The organism is Ruegeria sp. BI12 (assembly GCF_056537985.1).
The window spans coordinates 479,258-498,707 of the sequence record NZ_JBQFSL010000002.1 but is presented as its reverse complement, the minus strand read 5'-3'; the positions used below and the strand labels follow the sequence as shown (position 1 = coordinate 498,707).

Sequence of the window (19,450 nt, the reverse complement as noted above, 5' to 3'; positions counted from 1 at the left end):
ACTCCGCGCCCACGGAATTCCTTTCTCCATTTTGAGCAAATTGGCAAAACGGCCTGCCTTGCGTGACGGACCGAGGACACCACCTCAAACCTCTAGCCACTCCTGCCGGATGTCGTCATTTTCGCGCAGAGCCTGCGGAGAACCTTCGAAAACCATGTGCCCATGGCCCATGACATAAACCCGGTTGGTCACTCGCAAAGCGATGGTCAGCTTTTGCTCGACCAATAGGATCGAAACCCCACGCTCGGCAATTTGCAGCAGCAAATCCCCTACCTGCTCGACGATCTTTGGAGCCAGGCCTTCGGTCGGCTCGTCGATCATGATGAAATCGGGATCGCCCATCAGCGCGCGGCAAATGGTCAGCATCTGCTTTTCACCGCCTGACATGACTGAGGCATCCACATCCGCGCGGTTTCGCAGGTTGGGGAACATCTCGAACATGTCTTCCATGCACCAGCGGCCATCGCCATCCTTTTGGCCGGGTTTCAGCCCCAGCATCAGGTTCTGGCGAGTTGTGAGACCGGGAAAGATATCTCGGTTTTCAGGCACATAGCCGATCCCGGATTTGGCTATCTCAAAGCTCTTGCGGCCTGCGATCTCCTCATCGCGGAACTGGATCGACCCGTGTGGGGCGACCTCGCCCATGATGGCTTTGCAAGTCGTTGAACGCCCAACCCCGTTGCGGCCTAGCAGCGATACGATTTCGCCCTCACCTACCTCAAGGTTTACCCCCTGAAGAATGTGGCTTTTGCCGTAATAGGCGTGCAAGTCGGTGACCTGAAGCATTACACCGCCTCCTCTTCCAAACTTGCGCCCAGATAGGCTTCTTTCACTTTCGCCGACGCGCGAACAACGCCCGGCGCGTCAGACTCGATCACTTCGCCATAAACAAGGACCGAGATCTTGTCCGCCAGATCAAAAATCACGCCCATGTCGTGCTCGACAATCAATAGCGTCTTATCCTCGGTAACGTTGCGGATCAGATCGACGATCAGGTCGGTCTCCGAATGGCTCATCCCGGCGCAGGGTTCGTCCAGCAGGATGATATCGGCACCACCCGCGATCGTGATCCCGATCTCAAGTGCGCGCTGTTCGGCATATGCCAGCGTGCCAGCCAGTTCATTCCGGCGCGAACTCAGATTGATCTGCGCCAGAATTCCCTCGGCGTTTTCAGTCACGTCCAGCTGCCGGCCAATCATGTGCCAAAAAGAATAGCGATACCCCATTGTCCACAACAGCCCACAACGAATGTTCTCAAACACCGTCATGTTAGGAAAGATGTTGGTGATCTGGAACGACCGACTAAGGCCGCGGCGGTTGATCTCGAACGGCTTCAATCCGGTGACATCTTCGCCGTGCAGGAATACCCCACCTGAGGTCGGCGCGAACCGTCCGGTGATCAGGTTGAAAAGGGTCGATTTCCCGGCCCCGTTCGGCCCGATGACGGCGTGGCGATCACCCTTGGCGATCTGCAGATCCACGCCTTGGATGATCCTGGCCAGACCAAAGCTTTTCTCGAGGTTTTTCAGCTCGATTGCGGGAGCGCTCATGCCCGATCCTCCGCATGGTTCGCATTGTCCCAGGCATCACGGATTTCCGGCAAAACGCGCGACACCAGGAAGAGTGAGATTGCGGCGATGATGGCAGCCAGCGCCACCGCCTGATAACCGCCACTGTCAAATGCAATGCCATAAAGGTGCATCTCGTGATCGCCACCGTAGCCGTGCCGCTTGTGGAACAGGATTTCCAGAATTGCAGCCAGAGACAAGACACTGGTGATCGCGGGGATCGCAACCTTGACATAGGGCTTGATCAGCAGCTTCAGTTTTCCAAGTGCGAACGGGCGTCGGTGCATCGCGATCAGCCCGGCAAATCCAGACGGGAAGAACATCACGCAGGCCACGAACAAAATGCCAAGATACAGGGCCCAAAGCTCGGTATGCAGTCCAAGAACTGTTTGAAGCAAGGTAAACACGACTGCCCCGATGATCGGCCCGACAAAGAAACCAGCCCCACCAATGAAGGTGATCAACAGGATCGAACCGGACGTAGCAAGGTTCAGGTTTTCCTCAGTCAGGATCTCGAAGTTGATCGCGAACAATGACCCAGCAACGCCGGCGAAGAAGCCCGATGCACAGAAGGAAATCCAACGCACATTGCGTTGGGAATAGCCTAGAAACTCGGCACGTTCCTCATTGTCGCGTACAGCGTTGGCGATCCGCCCGATCGGCGTGCGCGAGAACAGGTACATCAGCAGTGCTGCAACCAATAGCCAAACGACAGTCAGATAATAGACCTCTTGCTGCGTCAGGAATTCATACCCAAACACCGGTGGTCCCATCGTCCGGTCGCCCGAGATACCTTCTTCGCCGCCAAAGAACACAACGATGATGACCGAACAGGCGGCGATCAACTCTCCGACACCCAGCGAGATCATGGCGAATACCGTGCCAGCCCGTCGGGTCGAAAAGCTGCCGATCAGGAAGGCAAAAATCAGACCGAACAGACCGCCGACAAGAGGCAAAAGTGGTAGTGGCAGCCACAGCCCGTCCTCAACCATGTTCATCACATGTATGGCGAAAAATCCGCCAAGACCCATATAGACCGCATGACCAAAGGACAGCATACCACCCTGCCCCAGCAACATATTGTAGCTCAGTGCGAAAACGATGGTGATCGCCATCTGGTTCATGATCGTCAGCGCCGAACTGGTCTGAAACACAAACGGCAGGCACAACAGAAACAGCGCGGCAAAAGCCCAGGGTATCATGTTTGACAGCGAAATCAGGCGGGTCGTGCCCGCGGTCAGGGGCGTCTTACTTACGATAGTCATGATTCACGGTTCCCCATCAGACCCTGCGGACGCAGGACAAGAACGATGATCATCAGTAGGTATGGCAGGATCGGGCCCAGCTGAGGCAGTGTCAGCGTCCACAGGTCCTGCAACGGATGATCCCAGATCATCTCTGGTTTGGTAAAGCCGATCGCGGTCAGTATTTGTTCGGCCGTGACGTCGTAGGCTGTGGCGAAAGTCTGAAGCCAGCCGATTATCAGGGATGCTACCAAAGCACCCCAGAGCGAGCCCAGGCCGCCAATCACTATGGTCACGAAAACGATTGAACCAAGCTGCAAGGCCATGCCGGGGAAAACGCCCAGAACCGGACCGGCGATGACGCCAGCCAGACCGGCCATCGCGGTACCAACGCCGAATACGCACATGAAGACCAGCGGCACATTGTGACCCAGGTTTTGCACGGTTTCAGGATAGCTGAGCGCGGCTTGAATAGTCATGCCAATACGTGTCTTGGTCAGAATGTAAAGCAGTGTCAGGAATATCCCCATCGCCACGGCGATCATGAAAACCTTGTAAGCAGGGAAGGCATTTCCGGCGATTGCAAAGGCTGCAAAATCCAGCGCGGCGGGTTCCGAGAAGGGAAGCTGGCTTTTGCCCCAGAAGAATTGAACGGCCTCTTCAATCAGCAGAGCAAGACCAAATGTAAAGATCAGTTCCGGCACGTGCCCGTATTTGTGAACCCGCCTCAACCCGTATCTCTCGATCAAGGCTCCGATGATCCCGACGATCAGTGGCGCGATCAGCAAACCAGCCCAAAACCCGGTGACGAGGCTGATCTGATAGGCGAAATAGGCCCCCAGCATGTAAAAACTGGCATGAGCAAAATTCAGAACGCCCATCATTGAAAAGATCAGTGTCAGCCCGCTGCATAGCATGAACAGCAGCAAGCCGGTCACAAATCCATCCAACACGTTCACGAGGAACAGCGCCATTACGTGTCTCCTGCAATTTTTTGAGTGGTGGCCCGCCCGGCATTCGGACGGACCAACAGAGTGGTAATAGAGTTATGGGCGCTTCATCTCGCACGTGGTTGCCGAGTCATTGGACGCCAGTTCGACAACAGTCTCGGCAACCATACCGCGGCCAGATTTGTCGTATTCAAAAGCGGCCTCAGGTGTCTGACCCTGTACCGTCACAGTCTGGATTGTCTGGTGATCGCTTGCACGCATTACGGTCTTACCGGTGACGATGCTGTCGTACTCCATGCCTTCCAGCGCGTAAGCGATTGCTTTGATGTCTGTCGCATTGCCAACTTCGTTAATTGCGGCGGCTAGCATCGGTGCGACATTCGCCATCTGTGGCTGACCGAAATCCAGATCCGGGAAGTTAACGTAAAAGGCCTCGATGAACTCTTGCGCTTCTGGCGTCGGGGCCGGGTTCACCTGACCCGAGCCAACCAGCTTGACGATACCATCACCTTCCTCACCAAAGGCTGCGGTAATACCCGACGTTGCGCCATAGTAGGTGTAGATCGGCTTGTCGAAACCAGCACCCATAACCGCCTTGCCCAGACCGACCATATCGCCGCCCCAGTTCCCAGTGATCACGGCATCTGCACCTGAACCGACAATCTTGCGCGCGTAAGGTGTGAAGTCTTTGACCTTACCGATCGGGTGCAACTCGTTCCCGACAATCTCGATGTCGGGGCGCTTTTCTTTTAGGAAGCGCTGCGCTGCCGCAGCAACGGCCTTGCCAAAAGAATAGTCCTGACCGATCACGTAGACCTTTTTGATGTCTGGGTTGGCCGCAATGTCGTCAGTCAGCGCGTCCATTTTGATGTCAGCATTGGCGTCGAAGCGGAAATGCCAAAACTGGCACTTGTCATTGGTCAACGCAGGGTCAACAGCCGAATGATTGAGGAAGATAACGGGATCATCAGGATTACGGCGGTTATGCTTAGCGACGGCTTCGGTCAGCGCATTTGCCACACCGGATGATGCGCCCTGGGCGATGATGCGAATGCCCTGATCCATTGCAACCTGAAGCTGGATGAGGGATTCCTTGGCGCTGATCTTGTTGTCGAAGGGCACCATCTCGAACTCGGCCTGCCCATTCAGCAAGGCGCCGGGTTCATTCACCAATTCTTTAACGCTGTGGCGATAGATCGCCAGACCTTGGGTTCCCGTTGTCGCAAACGGCCCGGATAGCGGATCAATGAACGCGATTCGTATTTTTTCCTGTGCCGCGGCCACCCCCGCGACGAGACCAGCAGCAAGCGCGGACGCCATCATCAAATTGAACTTATTCATTTCTTCCTCCCTGTTGACAGCAGGCGGTAGGTTTCAGCCTGTCGTACGATCCACACTTAGGTGAGTGATCGATCACTATATTCATGGCTGTTTGTTAGTGTGTCAATGAATTACTGACGAAGTTGAGAACTTCATAACGTTCGCGAAACAAATTCGGCAGTGCGTCAGCAAAATGAATAATTTCATCACAATTAAAGTGAACGTGCCCCAATTTTCTTTAAAAATAAGGGGCAAGACCGAATTATTAAAAACCCTATGTTCAGATGCGCACTGATCTACAGGCGGAAACCAAATCGATTCAAACAAATCGTTGACATTTTTTTTCTTCGCGTAATATCATTTGTATACTAACGAGAAATTTCTCATCAGGACAGACACTTTGCGGTATCTCTCTCCCAATACGCTCGACGATGCGTTTGATTTGCTGACCACTCATGATCTGACGGTTGTAGCTGGCGGCACTGACTTTTTTCCGTCCAGGCAACGCCATGAACTGCACACTGATATCTTGGACGTCACAAGGATCGACGGCATCTCGGGTATCAATCTTTCAGATAGTCGTTGGAGAATCGGGGCCGCTACAACCTGGGCAGACATAGCCCGTGCCGATCTGCCCACCGCATTCAGAGGGCTGCAAATGGCCGCCCTTGAAGTCGGCAGCCTTCAAATCCAAAACAGTGGAACGATCGCAGGGAACCTGTGCAACGCCTCTCCTGCTGCGGACGGCGTGCCACCGTTGCTTACGCTTGATGCCAGCGTCGAACTTGGCTCGATCCGAGGCTTCCGCGAAGTTCCAATGTCAGAGTTCATAACCGGCGTGCGGAAAACGGCGCTGTCCGACGATGAAATTGTGACTGCGATTTACCTGCCCGATCCGCCCAAAGGAACTGTTGGCCATTTCGAGAAACTCGGCGCGCGGCGCTACCTAGTCATTTCAATCACGATGACATCGGTCATCGTCGGCCTGGATGAAAACTGCCAGATCAACTATGCCCGCGTCGCCGTGGGGGCTGCCTCAGCCGTGGCGCAAAGGCTGCTTAGCCTCGAAGCAGACCTGATTGGCAAAACGCCTGAAGCCGTTGAAGTCTCATCAGGCCATTTGGCTCCGCTCAGCCCGATTGATGACGTCCGCGGGGATGCCGCATTCCGATTGGACGCAGTGGCCGAGCAATGCGTCCGCGCAATCGCAGAAGCGGTACGTTTCCATGGATAAGCGCGCGGACGACGTCACGACGGAATTCACTCTGAACGGCACCCCTGTCAGCGCGGTGCCGCGTGTAGGTGAACGCCTTTCGGAAATGCTCCGAGAGCGGCTATCGGCTCGCGACGTTAAAATCGGGTGCAATGCCGGCGACTGCGGTGCGTGCACCGTTCTGATTGATGGTGACCCGGTCTGCGCCTGTCTTGTTCCGGCGCAACAGGCCGCTGGGCGATCAGTGGAAACGGTGTCTGGACTGACACGGGATGATCAGATTGCCAAGCGACTGACAATCAGCTTTCAAAACCACGGTGCCGCACAGTGCGGAATCTGCACACCTGGCATGATGACTGCCGCGGTTGCACTGTTGCGTGAGACACCAGAACCAAAAACCGAACAAGTTCAGGATGCCCTTTGCGGCGTTTTGTGCCGCTGCACAGGCTATCGCAAAATTATCGACGCCGTTGTCGCCGCTGGAGCGCCTGCACTGCCACAAGCGACCGCAGGACATGCGGGCGACGCGATCTGGCGCGTAGACGGGAGCGACAAAGTAACAGGTGCAGAGCTGTTCGGCGACGATGTAGCCCCGGCGGGCACGCTTGAGATCCATGTCATCCGCTCCCCTTATCACCGGGCCGGATTTTCGTTTGGCGATCTGGACGCATGGGCCAAAGCCACACCAGGGATCGAAGCGGTCCTGACCGCAATCGACATCTCCGGACGCAATGTTTTTGGCGTCATTCCCGATTTTGCGGACCAACCCGTCTTTGCGGAAACCGAGGCTCGTTTCCGTGGCGAGGCCGTGGCCGCCATAGTTGGCCTGCCCGAGGTTCTGGCAACCTTCGACCCAGCAAGTTTTCCAGTAACGTGGGAAGAACGCCCCGCCGCGCTGGATTCATTTCACGCAATGACGTCTGAGGCCGCACAGCTGCATCAAGATCGCGACGGCAATGTCATGTGTGGCGGCTTCGTGAAATGCGGCGCACCAGAAACCGCTCTGGACAACGCTGAGGTCGTTGTCGAGGGCCATTTCCGCTCGGGCTTTGTCGAACATGGGTATATCGAGCCCGAGGCCGGTTTCGCCGAGATCGTCAACGGGCGGGTAGAGGTTCACGCTTGCACGCAAGCTCCGGTGATGGACCTGGATGCGCTTGAGATCATTTTGGGGATGCCGCGCGATCAGATCCGTATTGCCCCGACCGGTGTCGGTGGCGGGTTCGGTTCGAAACTGGATATCTCGGTGCAGCCATACCTTGCGCTTGCCGCGCTCAAAACCGGCAAGCCGGTGCGACTAACGTACTCGCGGACCGAGTCCATGCAGTCCACCACCAAACGCCACCCATCAGACCTGCGGGTCAAGATCGGGGCAACCAAGGACGGCCGCATCAGTGGAATGACCTTTGACGGACTGTTCAACACGGGCGCTTATGCCAGCTGGGGTCCGACCGTGGCCAACCGGGTGCCCGTACATGCCTCGGGGCCGTACAAAATCACCGATTACCGCGCCGAAGCCAAAGGCATCCATACTCATTGTCCACCATCCGGCGCGTTCCGTGGGTTTGGCGTGCCGCAGTCTGCTATTGCGCAAGAATGCCTGTTTGACGAATTGGCGGACAAACTGGGGATCGACCCGCTTGAATTCCGCATCAACAATGCGCTGGAAAACGGAGTACCCACTGTTTGCGGACAGATCTTCGAAAAGGGTGTCGGCATTCGCGCCTGCCTCGAAGCGCTGCGTCCCGCATGGACCAAAGAAAGCAAAACGGCCAAGGCATTCAACGCACAAAATAACACGTTAAAGCGCGGTGTCGGATTGGCGGCAGGCTGGTACGGGTGTGGCAACACCTCGCTGCCGAACCCGTCGACGATCAAATCGGGCATCCGGCCCGATGGCAGTTTGGTCCTGCACCAAGGGGCGATGGATATCGGCCAGGGCGCTAATACTGTAATAACCCAGATCTTTGCCACCGCTCTTGGGGTTCCGGTTGCACAGATTGAAATCATCGGGGCCGATACGGATGTGACACCGGATGCGGGCAAGACCTCGGCCTCGCGTCAGACATATGTATCCGGCAGTGCATCACGTTTGTCGGGCGAAGCGATGCGAGCTCAGATACTGTCCCGCGTGAACGCCGGGCCAGATGCAATGATTTCATTGCGCTCAGGTGCAATTTTCGTAAACGACAACGGGCAGCAACATACGATCGATCTGACCACGCTGGAGCCCGACACCGAAGGTTACGTCCTGCGTGCCGAAGAAACCTATGACCCGCCCACAAAACCGCTGGATGAGAACGGTCAGGGAATTCCTTATGCTCAGTTCGGCTATGCAGCGCACTTGGCCGTGGTCGAGGTGGACACAAAACTCGGCACTGTGAAACCGATCAAATTCGTAGCCGCTCATGACGTCGGAAAAGCGATCAACCCGATGCTGGTCGAAGGCCAGGTGCAAGGCGGCATCGCGCAGGGTCTGGGCATGGCGCTGATGGAAGAGTACTTGCCCGGCCTTACCGAGAACCTGCACGACTATCTGATCCCGACTATTGGAGACATCCCTCCGATCGAAACTCTGATTATCGAGGAAGAGGATGCCCACGGGCCCTACGGCGCCAAGGGCCTGGGAGAGCACGTGCTGATCCCGACGGCCCCGGCCCTTTTCAACGCAATCAAGCGCGCCTGCGGCGTTCGGCTGACCCAAGGCCCCGCCACGCCTGCGAAACTGCGCGCAGCAATCAAGGAACTGACAGATGGCAACTGAACGCGCCGCTCCTGAGAAGATCCGCTGCGATGCTTGCCCGGTGATGTGCTATATCGCGGACGGCAAAGCCGGAGCTTGCGACCGCTATGCCAACCATGGTGGCGATCTGGTCCGTCTGGATGCGCTGACCATCATCGAAAGCACAGAAGACAAGCGGCTTGTCCCTTTTCTGAAGGATGGCAAAGGCCCCGAAGACTGGGACGGCGACATCGTGCAGGGCAGACGGCCCTTTGTGACCGCCGTTGGTGCGGGCACAACCTATCCCGACTACAAGCCTGCACCCTTCATAGTCAGTCAGGACGTTGCTGGCGTGGACATGGTCACCGTCGTGACCGAAGGGATTTTCTCGTATTGCGGCGTTAAGGTGAAGATCGACACCGATCGTCATATCGGCCACGAGCGCGATGTTGTCCGGGTGAATGGGGAGCCTGTCGGGCATGTTATGACGTCGGAATATGGGTCGAAGATGTTGTCCCTGGGCGGTGTGGAGCACCTGACCGGCGGCAGCAAAAAAGAGGGTCGGATCACCTGCGATGCGCTCCTTCGACTTTGCAACCGCGAAGCTGTCGAGATGTTGATCGGTGAGGAAGAACACGAAACCACGGTTATTGTTCAGGCTGGCAAGGCACCCATCATCAACGGGGTTGAGGAAAAACTGATGCGGGTGGGTTGCGGCTCGGCCACAATCGGGATGTTCGCCAAGCAGTGGATTGAGCACGTAGACGATGTGGTGGTGGTCGACGACCACATCACCGGCGTGCTGTCCGAGCATCAAGCAGGCAAACTGCTGGATGTCGAACCCACCGGCATCAAGATCAATGGCCGCCGTTCGACTCCGGGTCGGTATTTTCAGGTCGCAGAGCCCGGCACCGGCTGGGGCGGTACGGATATAGAGGATCCGCTGAAAATTCTGGGCGATTTCAATCCGAAATTCGCGCGTGAAGGTATGAGCCTGCTAATGGTATCCACCACCGGCGAGCAATATGGCTATTTTGAACTGGATGCCGACTTGAAACCTCAGCCTGTTGAGGTTCCCCCGGCCCTGAAAGCCTCTGCCGAGTTAATTGCCGAAAACTGCGAACCATCGGTCTGTTCGGTTCTGTTCATGGGTGGCGCAGGCGGCAGCTTGCGGGCTGGTGTCACAGAAAACCCGGTTCGTCTTACGAAATCCGTCAAGGACTCACTGACCTTTGTGTCCTGTGGCGGGGCCGAGGCTTATGTTTGGCCCGGCGGCGGTATCACCGTGATGGTCGATGTTCTGGATATGCCCACCGGATCGTTCGGGTACGTGCCAACACCGGCGCTGGTCGCACCTATCGAGTTCACGATGCGTGTCAGTGACTATGGCACGCTGGGCGGACACATGGATGAGATCAAGCCGGTTTCCGAGGTTGTCTCGGACGAAACCCGCAAGGTGGATCAGTTCGAAAACCAACCCGACCCGATGTCTTCGAAAAATTATCGCTGGGCGAAAGGAGCATAAGGCCGGATGCACCCCACCTCTGCCATATTGCCCTGCGGCCGCAGATTGCATCTGCAACACGGACCGATCGACCTGATCGTCGAGGCAGATGGCGCGCAAGATATCGCATTCAAGGCAGCACGGGTAAGGTTCGAAACGATCCTGAAAGGTTTGGTTGACGAACTGGCGCTATTGAAATCGCCTTTGACGGCTGACGCCACCCGCCCAAATGGACCGGTGGCGCGACGCATGGATGATGCTGCCCGTCCCCATTCGAATGTGTTCGTGACCCGCATGGCGGCCGTTGCCGGAGCCGTTGCTGACGAAATTCTGGCAGCCATGCTGCAAGCCGCGCCGCTGAATCGCGCGTCCGTCAATAATGGCGGCGATATCGCTATTCACTTGGATCACGGTCAGAAATTCCGCATCGCCATGAAAGGGCTTGATGGGCGTGATCTGGGGCGCATTGCCATCCATTCAGACGAAAAGGTTGGCGGTATCGCCACATCGGGTTGCGGCGGGCGTAGTCTGAGCCTTGGCATCGCCGACAGCGTGACAGTACTGGCCGGCAACACTGCAATGGCCGATGTTGCCGCCACCTTGATCGCCAATGCGGTCGATCTGCCCGGGCATACGGGCATTCGGCGGGTTCCAGCCAGTCAACTGAACGACGACAGCGATCTGGGCGACCTACCCGTTCCAGTCTCTGTCGGCCAACTGTCCGCGGATGACATGCAAGATGCCCTGTCGCACGGCCTGAACACTGCCGAAACCATGCTGAAGCGCGGTTTGATCACCGCTGCTCATCTGTCTCTTGGCGCACACTCTTGCCAGACGGGCGCGTCCCGGCTGATGAATACAATCCCTCAGAAGGTTCCACAATATGCCTGACGTTCAACTGCGAAAAAAGCTGTTTTCGCTTGAAGAAATCTATCACGAAGGCGGACCACTGTCCGACACGCCGCTGGTGCGGGTCGCTGCGATGGCCGTGATCGCCAACCCCTTCGCAGGGCGCTACGAACCCAAAATTCAGGGCTTTATGGAAGACCTCAAACCTCTGGGTCTGGAAATGGCACAAGCCCTGATCGACATGCTGGGCGGTCCGGAAAACGTCCAAGGCTATGGCAAAGGTTCCTTGGTTGGTGAAGGCGGCGAGCTGGAACACGGTGCACTGTGGCACGCCCCCGGCGGCTACGCGATGCGCCAGTTGCTGGGCACGGCCAACGCGATTGTGCCCTCATCCAAGAAAGTCGGCGGCGTGGGTGCGCGGCTGGACGTTCCAATCACGCATATCAACGCCTCATATGTACGTAGTCACTTCGATAGCATGGAAGTCGGCTGCAATGACGCCCCTCGGGCCGGCGAACTGGCATTTTCTCTGGTCATGACAACCGGACCGCGGGTGCATTCGCGCTCGGGCGGGCTTGAAGCTTGGGACATCAAAGGAGAGGACGGGCTAAGATGACAAAGATCCGAAAAATCGCCGTCAATATTGAAGAAACCCATATCGAGGCAGGCCGTGAGATCTCGCCCGCGACCCGCAAAGCGGTCGCGGTGGCCGTGATCGAAAACCCCTTTGCCGGGCAATATGTCGAGGATCTGACACCCCTAATGGACACCGGGGCAGAATTGGGGGCCCTGCTTGGCCGCCGCTGCGTCGAAGCCCTTGGCATCGCGCCGGAACAAGCTGAAAGTTATGGTAAGTCGGCGATGGTCGGCGAGAATGGCGAGTTGGAACATGCCGCCGCCATCCTGCACCCCAAGCTCGGCGCGCCATTGCGCAAAGAAGTCGAAAAAGGCGCCGCGTTGGTGCCCTCGTCAAAGAAGATGGGCAGCCCCGGGCAGGTGCTAGACGTGCCCTTGGGCCACAAGGACGCAGCCTACGTGCGCAGCCATTTCGACGGGATTGAGGTGCAACTAAACGACGCCCCACGCGCGAATGAGATCATGGTGGCAGTAGCCGTGACCGACAGCGGACGGCCGCTGCCACGCGTAGGCGGACTGACGAATGAGGAGGCAGAAGGCAAGGACGGGCTGCGCTGAATGTAGCAGTTACGCTCTTTAGGGCTGACAATACTTTAAGAAGCCGGGATAACTGGCCGCGAATAAAGATCATTGGGAGGAATTTCTTATGAACCTGATCAGACGCACGGTACTGGGCGCGCTTGCTGCTCTGCCCTTCTCCGGTTTGACCGCCGGGATTACCCTGGCGCAGGATACGATCGTGTTGGGTGAAGTGAACAGCTATACTCGCCTGCCTGCCTTTACCGAACCTTATAAGAAGGGTTGGCAATTGGCGGTCGAACAGATCAACGCCGCAGGTGGGATCGACGGCAAGCAACTAGAAGTGATCAGTCGAGATGATACCGGTGATCCAGCCACCGCGATCCGGATCGCCGAAGAACTGGTCTCGAAAGACGGCGCGGTTCTGATCTTTGGAACATTCCTGTCCAACATCGGATTGGCAGTCTCGGATTTCGCAAAGCAGAAAGAAGTTCTGTTCCTGGCCTCTGAGCCTCTGTCGGACGCGATTGTCTGGTCTAAGGGCAACAAGTACACCTATCGCCTGCGCCCATCGACGCACATGCAGGCCGCTATGCTGGCCGAACAGGCAGCAAAGCTGGACGCTGTGAAATGGGCAACGGTCGCGCCTAACTATGCCTACGGGCAGGATGCGGTGAAGGCGTTCAAATCCGAACTAACCAAGCTTCGCCCCGATGTTGAGTTTGTGGAAGAACAATGGCCACCGCTGTTTAAAATCGACGCCGGTTCTACCGTCCGCGCGCTTGAGGCTGCAAAGCCGGATGCGATTTACAACGTGACCTTCGGTGGCGATCTGGCGAAATTTGTTCGCGAAGGCTCGCTGCGATTCCTGTTCGAGGATCGCGATGTCGCGTCATTGCTGACCGGGGAACCCGAATATCTTGACCCACTTGGGGCAGAAGCGCCCGAGGGATGGATCGTCACCGGGTACCCCTCAACCGATATCGCTACGGATGACCACACGGCATTCGCAGAAGCCTATATTGAGAAGTTCGGCGAAGCGCCCAAAACAGGCTCCATCGTTGGCTATAACTCGATCCTTGCCATCGCCGCAGCACTGCAAAAAGCCGGATCCACCGACACTGACGCCCTGCTGGCGGCAATGGAGGGTTTGGCCGTCGAAAGCAGCCCGACGGGCCCATTCACTTTCCGTGCAGCTGACCATCAATCCACAATGGGTGCCTATGTCGGAAAGACCGGAATGGTCGACGGCAAGCCTGCGATGGTGGATTGGGTCTATGCCGACGGTACAGACTACCTGCCTAGCGAAGACGAAGCAGCAGCCCTGCGCCCGGCGGAATAGGTCGGCTTCGGCGGGGCATAGGTGCCCCGCCCCACTATAAGAACTCAAACAAGGGACGGTGGCACGATGGGGTTCTATTTTGCGCAGCTTCTGACTGGGTTGGCGAACGCTTCGTCGCTTTTTCTTATCGCATCCGGGCTTTCGATCATCTTTGGCGTTACCCGGATTGTGAACTTTGCGCATGGTTCTTTCTACATGATCGGCGCTTACCTCGCTTACACGCTTGTCACTCTCTGGAGCGGCAGCATCCTTGGTTTCTGGGTCAGCGTTATTCTGGCAGCCATGATCGTTGGAATGATCGGCCTTATCATCGAACTCACCATCCTGCGCCGAATTTACCATGCGCCTGAGTTGTTCCAGTTGGTGGCGACATTCGGCGTCGTACTGATCTTTCAGGATGCCACGCTGGCAATCTGGGGCGCTGAAGACTTGCTGGGCCCGCGCGCGCCGGGGTTAGATAGTGCGGTCCGGATCATGGGCGAACCAATTCCCGAATACGACCTTGCCCTAATTGCCATCGGGCCGGTTGTTTTGCTAGCTATCTGGCTCTTGTTTCACAAAACCCGCTGGGGCGTTCTGGTGCGTGCCGCGACCCAAGACCGAGAGATGGTCGGGGCACTTGGCGTCAATCAGGCCTGGTTGTTTTCCGCCGCCTTCGTGTTGGGCTCGTTCCTGGCAGGGCTGGGAGGTGCGCTGCAAATCCCACGCGAGGCGGTATCACTACAAATGGACTTGTCTATTATTGGTGAAGCCTTCGTCGTGGTTGTCATCGGCGGCATGGGCAGCGTGTCCGGCGCGTTTGTTGCGGCGGTTCTGATCTCGGTCCTGAACGCGTTTGCGATCCTGATCTTCCCACAAATCTCAATTGTACTGCCCTTCATCATCATGGCGATTGTCCTGATCTTCCGCCCCCATGGGTTGTTTGGCAAACCAGGCAGCGAAAAAGGCGCGCCGGAGGAGCCGGATCAACCATTGGCGCTGATGGATCAGAAATCGGCAATGGTTCTGATGGCAGCGTTATTGGTTCTGGCACTTAGCCCCTTGTTCACTGCTGACTTTACCTCTGTCCTAATGGTCGATGTGATGGTCGCAACCCTGTTTGCCGTGTCGCTGCACTTCATGATGGGGGTCGGCGGCATGGTCAGCTTCGGGCACGCTGCTTACTTCGGCGTTGGCGCTTATGGCGCTGCGATGGCGGTCAAACTGCTTGGGCTGGGCATGATCTCGGCAATGCTCTTCGGTCCGGTTTGCGCGGCCATTGCGGCGCTGTTCTTCGGTTGGTTCTGCGTTCGACTATCTGGCGTTTACCTTGCAATGTTGACCTTGGCGGCGGCCCAGATTCTATGGGGTGTCACGTTCCAGTGGCAGGAATTCACCGGCGGGGATGACGGAATACTTGGCGTCTGGCCTGCCAAATGGGCCAGCTCTGACAAGGTCTACTTCTACATCGCGTTCGTTCTGTGTATCGGCGGAATATGGGCTTTGCGCCGCGTGGCCTTTTCTCCGTTCGGCTATATCCTGCGCGGTATTCGCGACAGCCAGACCCGGGCGGAGTCGATCGGCATCGACACCCGGTTCCATCAATGGATGGGCTTTGTGCTGGCTGGTAGCTTTGCCGGTTTGGCCGGGGTGGTCTTTGCTTTCTCGAAAGGCAGCGTTTTTCCCGACAGCCTCAGCATCGGGTTGAGTATTGACGGTCTGATCATGGTTCTGCTTGGTGGCATTCACGCGCTGGCGGGTCCGATCCTCGGGGCCAGCGCCTTTGTCCTGATCGAAGATTGGGTCACGCGACTGGATTACTGGCGCTTTATTTTCGGAGCCATCATTTTGATCGTTGTTCTACTAGCGCCAGATGGCATTGCGGGCGGTATTCAACGGCTGCTGCGTGGTCTGAAAGGCGGTCGGGCATGACCAACGTTCTCGAGGTTCGCAATCTGTCCAAATCCTTCGGCGGCGTACACGCGGTCAAAGATGTCAATTTTGACCTGAAAGAGGGCGAGTTTCTTGCTCTCATCGGCCCTAACGGCGCCGGAAAGACGACTTGCTTCAACATGCTGAACGGCTATTTGAAACCCAATACCGGCTCGGTATCAATACGTGGCAAGGCTTTGATCGGCCATCCCCCGCGCAAGATTTGGCGTATGGGCGTTGGCCGTACGTTTCAGATTACAGCGACGTTTCTATCTATGACTGTCGTAGAAAACGTCCAGATGGCGTTGATCTCGCATCACCGCCGGGTGTTCGACCTGTTTTCACGGGCCACGCGGCTATACGCGGATGAGGCGATGGCCTTACTAGAGCTGGTCTCGATGCAGGATCAGGCCGGCCGGGCTTGCTCGGAACTGGCCTATGGCGACCTGAAACGCCTGGAACTGGCGATTGCACTGGCCCACGACCCTGCCCTTCTTTTGATGGATGAACCAACCGCAGGCATGGCGCCGTCCGAACGGCTTGCCCTGATGGCATTGACAGCTGAAATCGTGGCCAAGGGCGGCGTCAGCGTAGTGTTTACCGAACATGACATGGACGTCGTTTTTGCCCATGCCCATCGAATCTTGGTCCTGAACCGTGGCGAGTTGATCGCCGAAGGCACAGGATCTGAAATCCGCACCAACCCGCTGGTCCAAGAGGTCTATCTGGGCGGTGGTACCGTCTTTGAAGCGGAGAACAGCCATGCTTGATGTCGTGAAACTTGGCGCGTGGTACGGTCGCGCCCAAATTCTAAATGGTGTTTCGCTGAACGTCGGCGAAAACGAAGTGGTTGCGCTGATGGGCCGAAATGGTGCCGGTAAATCAACCACAATGAAATCTATCATGGGATTGGTGCGCCACATTGATGGCACCATCCGCTATGCCGAGAACGAGATTCAGAGACAGACCCCTCATGCCATCTGCCGCCTTGGATTAGGCTACGTTCCCGAAGACCGCCGGATTTTCAGCGACCTGACCATAGAAGAAAACCTCGAAGTTGGGCGCCGCGAACCGCGCCCGGATGCGCCCGAATGGACTCTGAAACATCTGTTCGAGTTGTTTCCCAATTTGGCCGAACGCCGCAAGAATCTGGGCAAGCAACTCTCGGGCGGTGAACAGCAAATGCTAACCATCGCCCGCACGTTGATGGGCAATCCCAAACTTGTCCTATTGGACGAACCATCGGAAGGGATTGCGCCGGTTATTGTCGAACAAATGGCACGCGTGATTGCGGAGCTGAAACGAGAAGGGTTGTCGGTGCTGATCAGCGAACAGAACCTGCACTTTGCGCGGATCGTGTCGGACAGAGCGTACATCATCGAAAAAGGCGAAATGCGGTTCGAGGGCAGCTTTGCTGATCTCGACGAAAATCCAGAAATTTCAAACACCTATCTTGCTGTCTAATACCTTGACCTTGTGGGAGGGACTGGCCTTTGTTTATTGTAGTACAAACAAATGAATCAGGCAGGGGCCGTCATGACGGAATCCATTGAAAGCTATGCGCTTGACGAGCAGGTCGGCTATTTGCTGCGGTTGGCCAACCAACGCCACGCAGCGATATTCCAATCGCACACTTTGGAAGGCCTGACGCCCACGCAGTTTGCAGCCCTGATCCGCATTGCCGATTTGGGCAAGTGTTCTCAAAACCGGTTGGGGCGGCTGGCGGCGATGGATGTTGCGACAATCAAAGGGGTCGTTGATCGCCTGCGCCAAAAAGGATTGACGGTTGTCGAACCCGATCCGGACGACAAACGGCGCACGTTGATTTCGCTATCCCCGGAAGGCGAGGCCATGGTCGCGCAGATGAAAGAGGTCGGCCAACAAATCACTAACGAAACGCTCAAGCCGCTGACGGCCGCCGAACGGCGAAACCTGATCCGTATTCTGCGAAAAATCTCATGATTTCACAGGCCGTTTGGCCGACGCCTTGTCCAACCGCAATTCAGATCGGGAGAACCGGATCGGAGTGCGTAAACCAGGCACACCTTCCGGGCTGATCTTCATCTCGCGATGCTGAAACTGCGGGTCGCTCAGCGCCTCGTGGACAGAGTTGATCGGACCGCCCGGCACACCGCGCTGTTCAAGTGCCGCCAACAGATCTGCTTTATTCCATCTCCGACATGAATTCGTCAGCAGATCTGTCAATTCGGCGCGATTTTCCACGCGATCCGCATTGGATTTGAACCGTGCATCGTCGATCAGGCCGGACAGGCCGAGTATTTCGCACAGGCTTGCATATTGCCGGTCGTTTCCACAGGCAATAATGATATGCCCATCTGCCACCGGAAACACTTGGTAAGGGACGATGTTAGGATGGGCATTGCCCAATCGTGTTGGGCACTTGCCCGAAGCCAGATAGTTCATCGCCTGATTGGCCAGAACACCCGTCATGCAGTCCAGCAAGCTCATATCTACGTGCTGCCCCTGCCCCGATCGCTCTCGTTCGGCAAGCGCGGCCTGAATGCCGATCACGCCATACAGGCCTGTGAATATGTCTGCAAAAGCCACTCCGATCTTTTGCGGCTCTCCTTCCGGATCGCCCGTCAGGTCCATGATCCCGCTCATGCCCTGGATCAGAAAATCGTAACCCGCGCGATGGGCATAAGGGCCATCCTGACCGAAGCCAGTGACAGACGCATAAACTAGCCGGGGATTGACCTGCTTCACGCTATCATAATCCAAACCGAATTTCTTCAACCCGCCGACCTTGAAGTTTTCAATCAGCACATCCGCATCGCGGATCAGATCCAACAGCTTCGCCCGGTCACCCTCATCCCGGAAATCCAGCGCGATACTGTCCTTGCCCCGATTGGCCGCGTGGAAATAGGCAGCCGTCCTGTCGCCATCGCGCTCGATGAACGGAGGGCCCCATTTGCGTGTATCATCCCCGTCGGGGCTTTCGACCTTGAGCACATCCGCCCCCAGATCAGCCAGTGTCTGCCCGATCCACGGCCCGGCCAGAATGCGGGCCAGTTCGATTACTTTCAATCCGTGCAAGGGAGTGCTCATGGCCTGAACCTTTCAAAACTCTATTACGATCAGCCAGGTTGCTTCCGGGACCGAATCCGATGTCTTGCCCTACAGGATGAGCCCGACGTCATGACAAACGGCTTGCCTGCCACACCACCCTGCCAAAGCGCTCTTTTTTGTTAGTATACTAATTTTTTTCTCTTTCCGGTCAAGAGTCCCACCCCGTGAAGGCTTCCTTTGCACAGAAACGTATTGACAGGCAGGTAATTCTCACAATACTCATTTGTATACTAACAATTAGGCAGCCCTATGACTTACGTCGTCACCGATAACTGCATCAACTGCAAATTCACTGATTGTGTGGAAGTTTGCCCCGTGGATTGCTTCTACGAGGGCGAGAATACGCTGGTCATCCATCCCGACGAATGCATCGACTGCGGCGTGTGTGAACCGGAATGCCCAGCCGACGCAATCCGCCCCGACACAGAAGACGGGATGGAGGAATGGGTCGAGCTAAACGGAAAATTCGCGGAAGCCTGGCCTGTCATCACCGAAAAGAAAGACCAAATGCCCGACGCAGACGACTGGAACGGCAAAGAGGGGAAGCTGGCGCTTTTGTCCGAAGCCCCAGCAGAATAGGAG

General features: G+C 56.6%; 18 protein-coding genes. 12 read left to right on the top strand and 6 right to left on the bottom strand.

The features are described 5' to 3' along the window. Nucleotides 1-84 precede the first annotated feature (84 nt). From ACR0AK_RS15515 to ACR0AK_RS15495, 5 genes are all read right to left on the bottom strand, one after another. The gene (locus ACR0AK_RS15515) at nt 85-786 is read right to left on the bottom strand and encodes an ABC transporter ATP-binding protein (protein ID WP_480793981.1); all 702 of its coding nucleotides are present in this window, start codon (nt 784-786) and stop codon (nt 85-87) included. After that, nucleotides 786-1,550 (bottom strand): ABC transporter ATP-binding protein, encoded by a 765-nt coding sequence (locus ACR0AK_RS15510; protein WP_480793980.1) that lies wholly within the window; start codon nt 1,548-1,550, stop codon nt 786-788. Before ACR0AK_RS15510 ends, ACR0AK_RS15515 begins: the two co-directional genes overlap by 1 nt. Beyond that, nucleotides 1,547-2,833 carry a branched-chain amino acid ABC transporter permease gene (locus tag ACR0AK_RS15505; protein WP_480793979.1) on the bottom strand — a complete coding sequence of 429 codons (1,287 nt, stop codon included), beginning with the start codon at nt 2,831-2,833 and terminating at the stop codon, nt 1,547-1,549. Before ACR0AK_RS15505 ends, ACR0AK_RS15510 begins: the two co-directional genes overlap by 4 nt. After that, nucleotides 2,830-3,786, bottom strand: a complete 957-nt coding sequence (locus ACR0AK_RS15500) for a branched-chain amino acid ABC transporter permease (RefSeq protein ID WP_480793978.1) — start codon at nt 3,784-3,786, stop codon at nt 2,830-2,832. Before ACR0AK_RS15500 ends, ACR0AK_RS15505 begins: the two co-directional genes overlap by 4 nt. 72 nt (nt 3,787-3,858) lie before the next feature. Further along, nucleotides 3,859-5,103: a branched-chain amino acid ABC transporter substrate-binding protein gene (locus tag ACR0AK_RS15495; protein ID WP_480793977.1), complete on the bottom strand. Its 1,245-nt coding sequence runs from the start codon at nt 5,101-5,103 to the stop codon at nt 3,859-3,861. A 379-nt stretch (nt 5,104-5,482) separates the two neighbouring features. On the opposite strand from ACR0AK_RS15495, the gene ACR0AK_RS15490 reads away from it, so the two are divergent. From ACR0AK_RS15490 to ACR0AK_RS15440, 11 genes are all read left to right on the top strand, one after another. After that, nucleotides 5,483-6,316, top strand: a complete 834-nt coding sequence (locus ACR0AK_RS15490; protein ID WP_480793976.1) for an FAD binding domain-containing protein — start codon at nt 5,483-5,485, stop codon at nt 6,314-6,316. Further along, nucleotides 6,309-9,059 (top strand): molybdopterin-dependent oxidoreductase, encoded by a 2,751-nt coding sequence (locus ACR0AK_RS15485; RefSeq protein WP_480793975.1) that lies wholly within the window; start codon nt 6,309-6,311, stop codon nt 9,057-9,059. Before ACR0AK_RS15490 ends, ACR0AK_RS15485 begins: the two co-directional genes overlap by 8 nt. After that, nucleotides 9,049-10,542, top strand: coding sequence for a 6-hydroxynicotinate reductase (locus ACR0AK_RS15480; RefSeq protein WP_480793974.1), 1,494 nt, complete (start codon nt 9,049-9,051; stop codon nt 10,540-10,542). Before ACR0AK_RS15485 ends, ACR0AK_RS15480 begins: the two co-directional genes overlap by 11 nt. Nucleotides 10,543-10,548: 6 nt before the next feature. After that, the gene (locus ACR0AK_RS15475; RefSeq protein WP_480793973.1) at nt 10,549-11,412 is read left to right on the top strand and encodes a UPF0280 family protein; all 864 of its coding nucleotides are present in this window, start codon (nt 10,549-10,551) and stop codon (nt 11,410-11,412) included. Continuing rightward, nucleotides 11,405-11,986 carry an amino acid synthesis family protein gene (locus ACR0AK_RS15470; RefSeq protein ID WP_282119308.1) on the top strand — a complete coding sequence of 194 codons (582 nt, stop codon included), beginning with the start codon at nt 11,405-11,407 and terminating at the stop codon, nt 11,984-11,986. The genes ACR0AK_RS15475 and ACR0AK_RS15470 overlap by 8 nt, the downstream gene beginning before the upstream one ends. Then, nucleotides 11,983-12,564, top strand: a complete 582-nt coding sequence (locus tag ACR0AK_RS15465; protein ID WP_480793972.1) for an amino acid synthesis family protein — start codon at nt 11,983-11,985, stop codon at nt 12,562-12,564. Before ACR0AK_RS15470 ends, ACR0AK_RS15465 begins: the two co-directional genes overlap by 4 nt. A gap of 88 nt (nt 12,565-12,652) precedes the next feature. After that, nucleotides 12,653-13,867, top strand: a complete 1,215-nt coding sequence (locus tag ACR0AK_RS15460) for an ABC transporter substrate-binding protein (protein WP_170559761.1) — start codon at nt 12,653-12,655, stop codon at nt 13,865-13,867. Between the two features lie 66 nt (nt 13,868-13,933). Continuing rightward, nucleotides 13,934-15,778, top strand: a complete 1,845-nt coding sequence (locus ACR0AK_RS15455; protein ID WP_480793971.1) for an ABC transporter permease — start codon at nt 13,934-13,936, stop codon at nt 15,776-15,778. After that, on the top strand, nt 15,775-16,548 hold the full coding sequence (locus tag ACR0AK_RS15450) for an ABC transporter ATP-binding protein (RefSeq protein ID WP_480793970.1): 774 nt from the start codon (nt 15,775-15,777) through the stop codon (nt 16,546-16,548). Before ACR0AK_RS15455 ends, ACR0AK_RS15450 begins: the two co-directional genes overlap by 4 nt. Continuing rightward, nucleotides 16,541-17,242 (top strand): ABC transporter ATP-binding protein, encoded by a 702-nt coding sequence (locus tag ACR0AK_RS15445; RefSeq protein WP_480793969.1) that lies wholly within the window; start codon nt 16,541-16,543, stop codon nt 17,240-17,242. The genes ACR0AK_RS15450 and ACR0AK_RS15445 overlap by 8 nt, the downstream gene beginning before the upstream one ends. A gap of 72 nt (nt 17,243-17,314) precedes the next feature. Next, nucleotides 17,315-17,740, top strand: a complete 426-nt coding sequence (locus tag ACR0AK_RS15440) for a MarR family winged helix-turn-helix transcriptional regulator (protein WP_170559749.1) — start codon at nt 17,315-17,317, stop codon at nt 17,738-17,740. Here ACR0AK_RS15440 and ACR0AK_RS15435 read toward each other — a convergent pair. After that, nucleotides 17,735-18,847, bottom strand: a complete 1,113-nt coding sequence (locus tag ACR0AK_RS15435) for a CaiB/BaiF CoA transferase family protein (RefSeq protein ID WP_480793968.1) — start codon at nt 18,845-18,847, stop codon at nt 17,735-17,737. The two genes, ACR0AK_RS15440 and ACR0AK_RS15435, sit on opposite strands and share 6 nt — an antisense overlap. Before the next feature lie 270 nt (nt 18,848-19,117). Here ACR0AK_RS15435 and fdxA point away from each other — a divergent pair, with 270 nt between their 5' ends. Continuing rightward, on the top strand, nt 19,118-19,447 hold the full coding sequence (gene fdxA / locus ACR0AK_RS15430; protein WP_480793967.1) for a ferredoxin FdxA: 330 nt from the start codon (nt 19,118-19,120) through the stop codon (nt 19,445-19,447). Nucleotides 19,448-19,450: the final 3 nt, after the last annotated feature.

What these genes read in the sequence shown, in the direction of transcription:
- fdxA (WP_480793967.1), top strand. Translation starts at nt 19,118, where the DNA reads ATGACTTACGTCGTCACCGATAACTGCATCAACTGCAAATTCACTGAT.
- ACR0AK_RS15500 (WP_480793978.1), bottom strand. Translation starts at nt 3,786, where the DNA reads ATGGCGCTGTTCCTCGTGAACGTGTTGGATGGATTTGTGACCGGCTTG.
- ACR0AK_RS15440 (WP_170559749.1), top strand. Translation starts at nt 17,315, where the DNA reads ATGACGGAATCCATTGAAAGCTATGCGCTTGACGAGCAGGTCGGCTAT.
- ACR0AK_RS15480 (WP_480793974.1), top strand. Translation starts at nt 9,049, where the DNA reads ATGGCAACTGAACGCGCCGCTCCTGAGAAGATCCGCTGCGATGCTTGC.
- ACR0AK_RS15460 (WP_170559761.1), top strand. Translation starts at nt 12,653, where the DNA reads ATGAACCTGATCAGACGCACGGTACTGGGCGCGCTTGCTGCTCTGCCC.
- ACR0AK_RS15485 (WP_480793975.1), top strand. Translation starts at nt 6,309, where the DNA reads ATGGATAAGCGCGCGGACGACGTCACGACGGAATTCACTCTGAACGGC.
- ACR0AK_RS15475 (WP_480793973.1), top strand. Translation starts at nt 10,549, where the DNA reads ATGCACCCCACCTCTGCCATATTGCCCTGCGGCCGCAGATTGCATCTG.
- ACR0AK_RS15515 (WP_480793981.1), bottom strand. Translation starts at nt 786, where the DNA reads ATGCTTCAGGTCACCGACTTGCACGCCTATTACGGCAAAAGCCACATT.
- ACR0AK_RS15465 (WP_480793972.1), top strand. Translation starts at nt 11,983, where the DNA reads ATGACAAAGATCCGAAAAATCGCCGTCAATATTGAAGAAACCCATATC.
- ACR0AK_RS15455 (WP_480793971.1), top strand. Translation starts at nt 13,934, where the DNA reads ATGGGGTTCTATTTTGCGCAGCTTCTGACTGGGTTGGCGAACGCTTCG.
- ACR0AK_RS15495 (WP_480793977.1), bottom strand. Translation starts at nt 5,103, where the DNA reads ATGAATAAGTTCAATTTGATGATGGCGTCCGCGCTTGCTGCTGGTCTC.
- ACR0AK_RS15450 (WP_480793970.1), top strand. Translation starts at nt 15,775, where the DNA reads ATGACCAACGTTCTCGAGGTTCGCAATCTGTCCAAATCCTTCGGCGGC.
- ACR0AK_RS15505 (WP_480793979.1), bottom strand. Translation starts at nt 2,833, where the DNA reads ATGACTATCGTAAGTAAGACGCCCCTGACCGCGGGCACGACCCGCCTG.
- ACR0AK_RS15435 (WP_480793968.1), bottom strand. Translation starts at nt 18,847, where the DNA reads ATGAGCACTCCCTTGCACGGATTGAAAGTAATCGAACTGGCCCGCATT.
- ACR0AK_RS15510 (WP_480793980.1), bottom strand. Translation starts at nt 1,550, where the DNA reads ATGAGCGCTCCCGCAATCGAGCTGAAAAACCTCGAGAAAAGCTTTGGT.
- ACR0AK_RS15445 (WP_480793969.1), top strand. Translation starts at nt 16,541, where the DNA reads ATGCTTGATGTCGTGAAACTTGGCGCGTGGTACGGTCGCGCCCAAATT.
- ACR0AK_RS15470 (WP_282119308.1), top strand. Translation starts at nt 11,405, where the DNA reads ATGCCTGACGTTCAACTGCGAAAAAAGCTGTTTTCGCTTGAAGAAATC.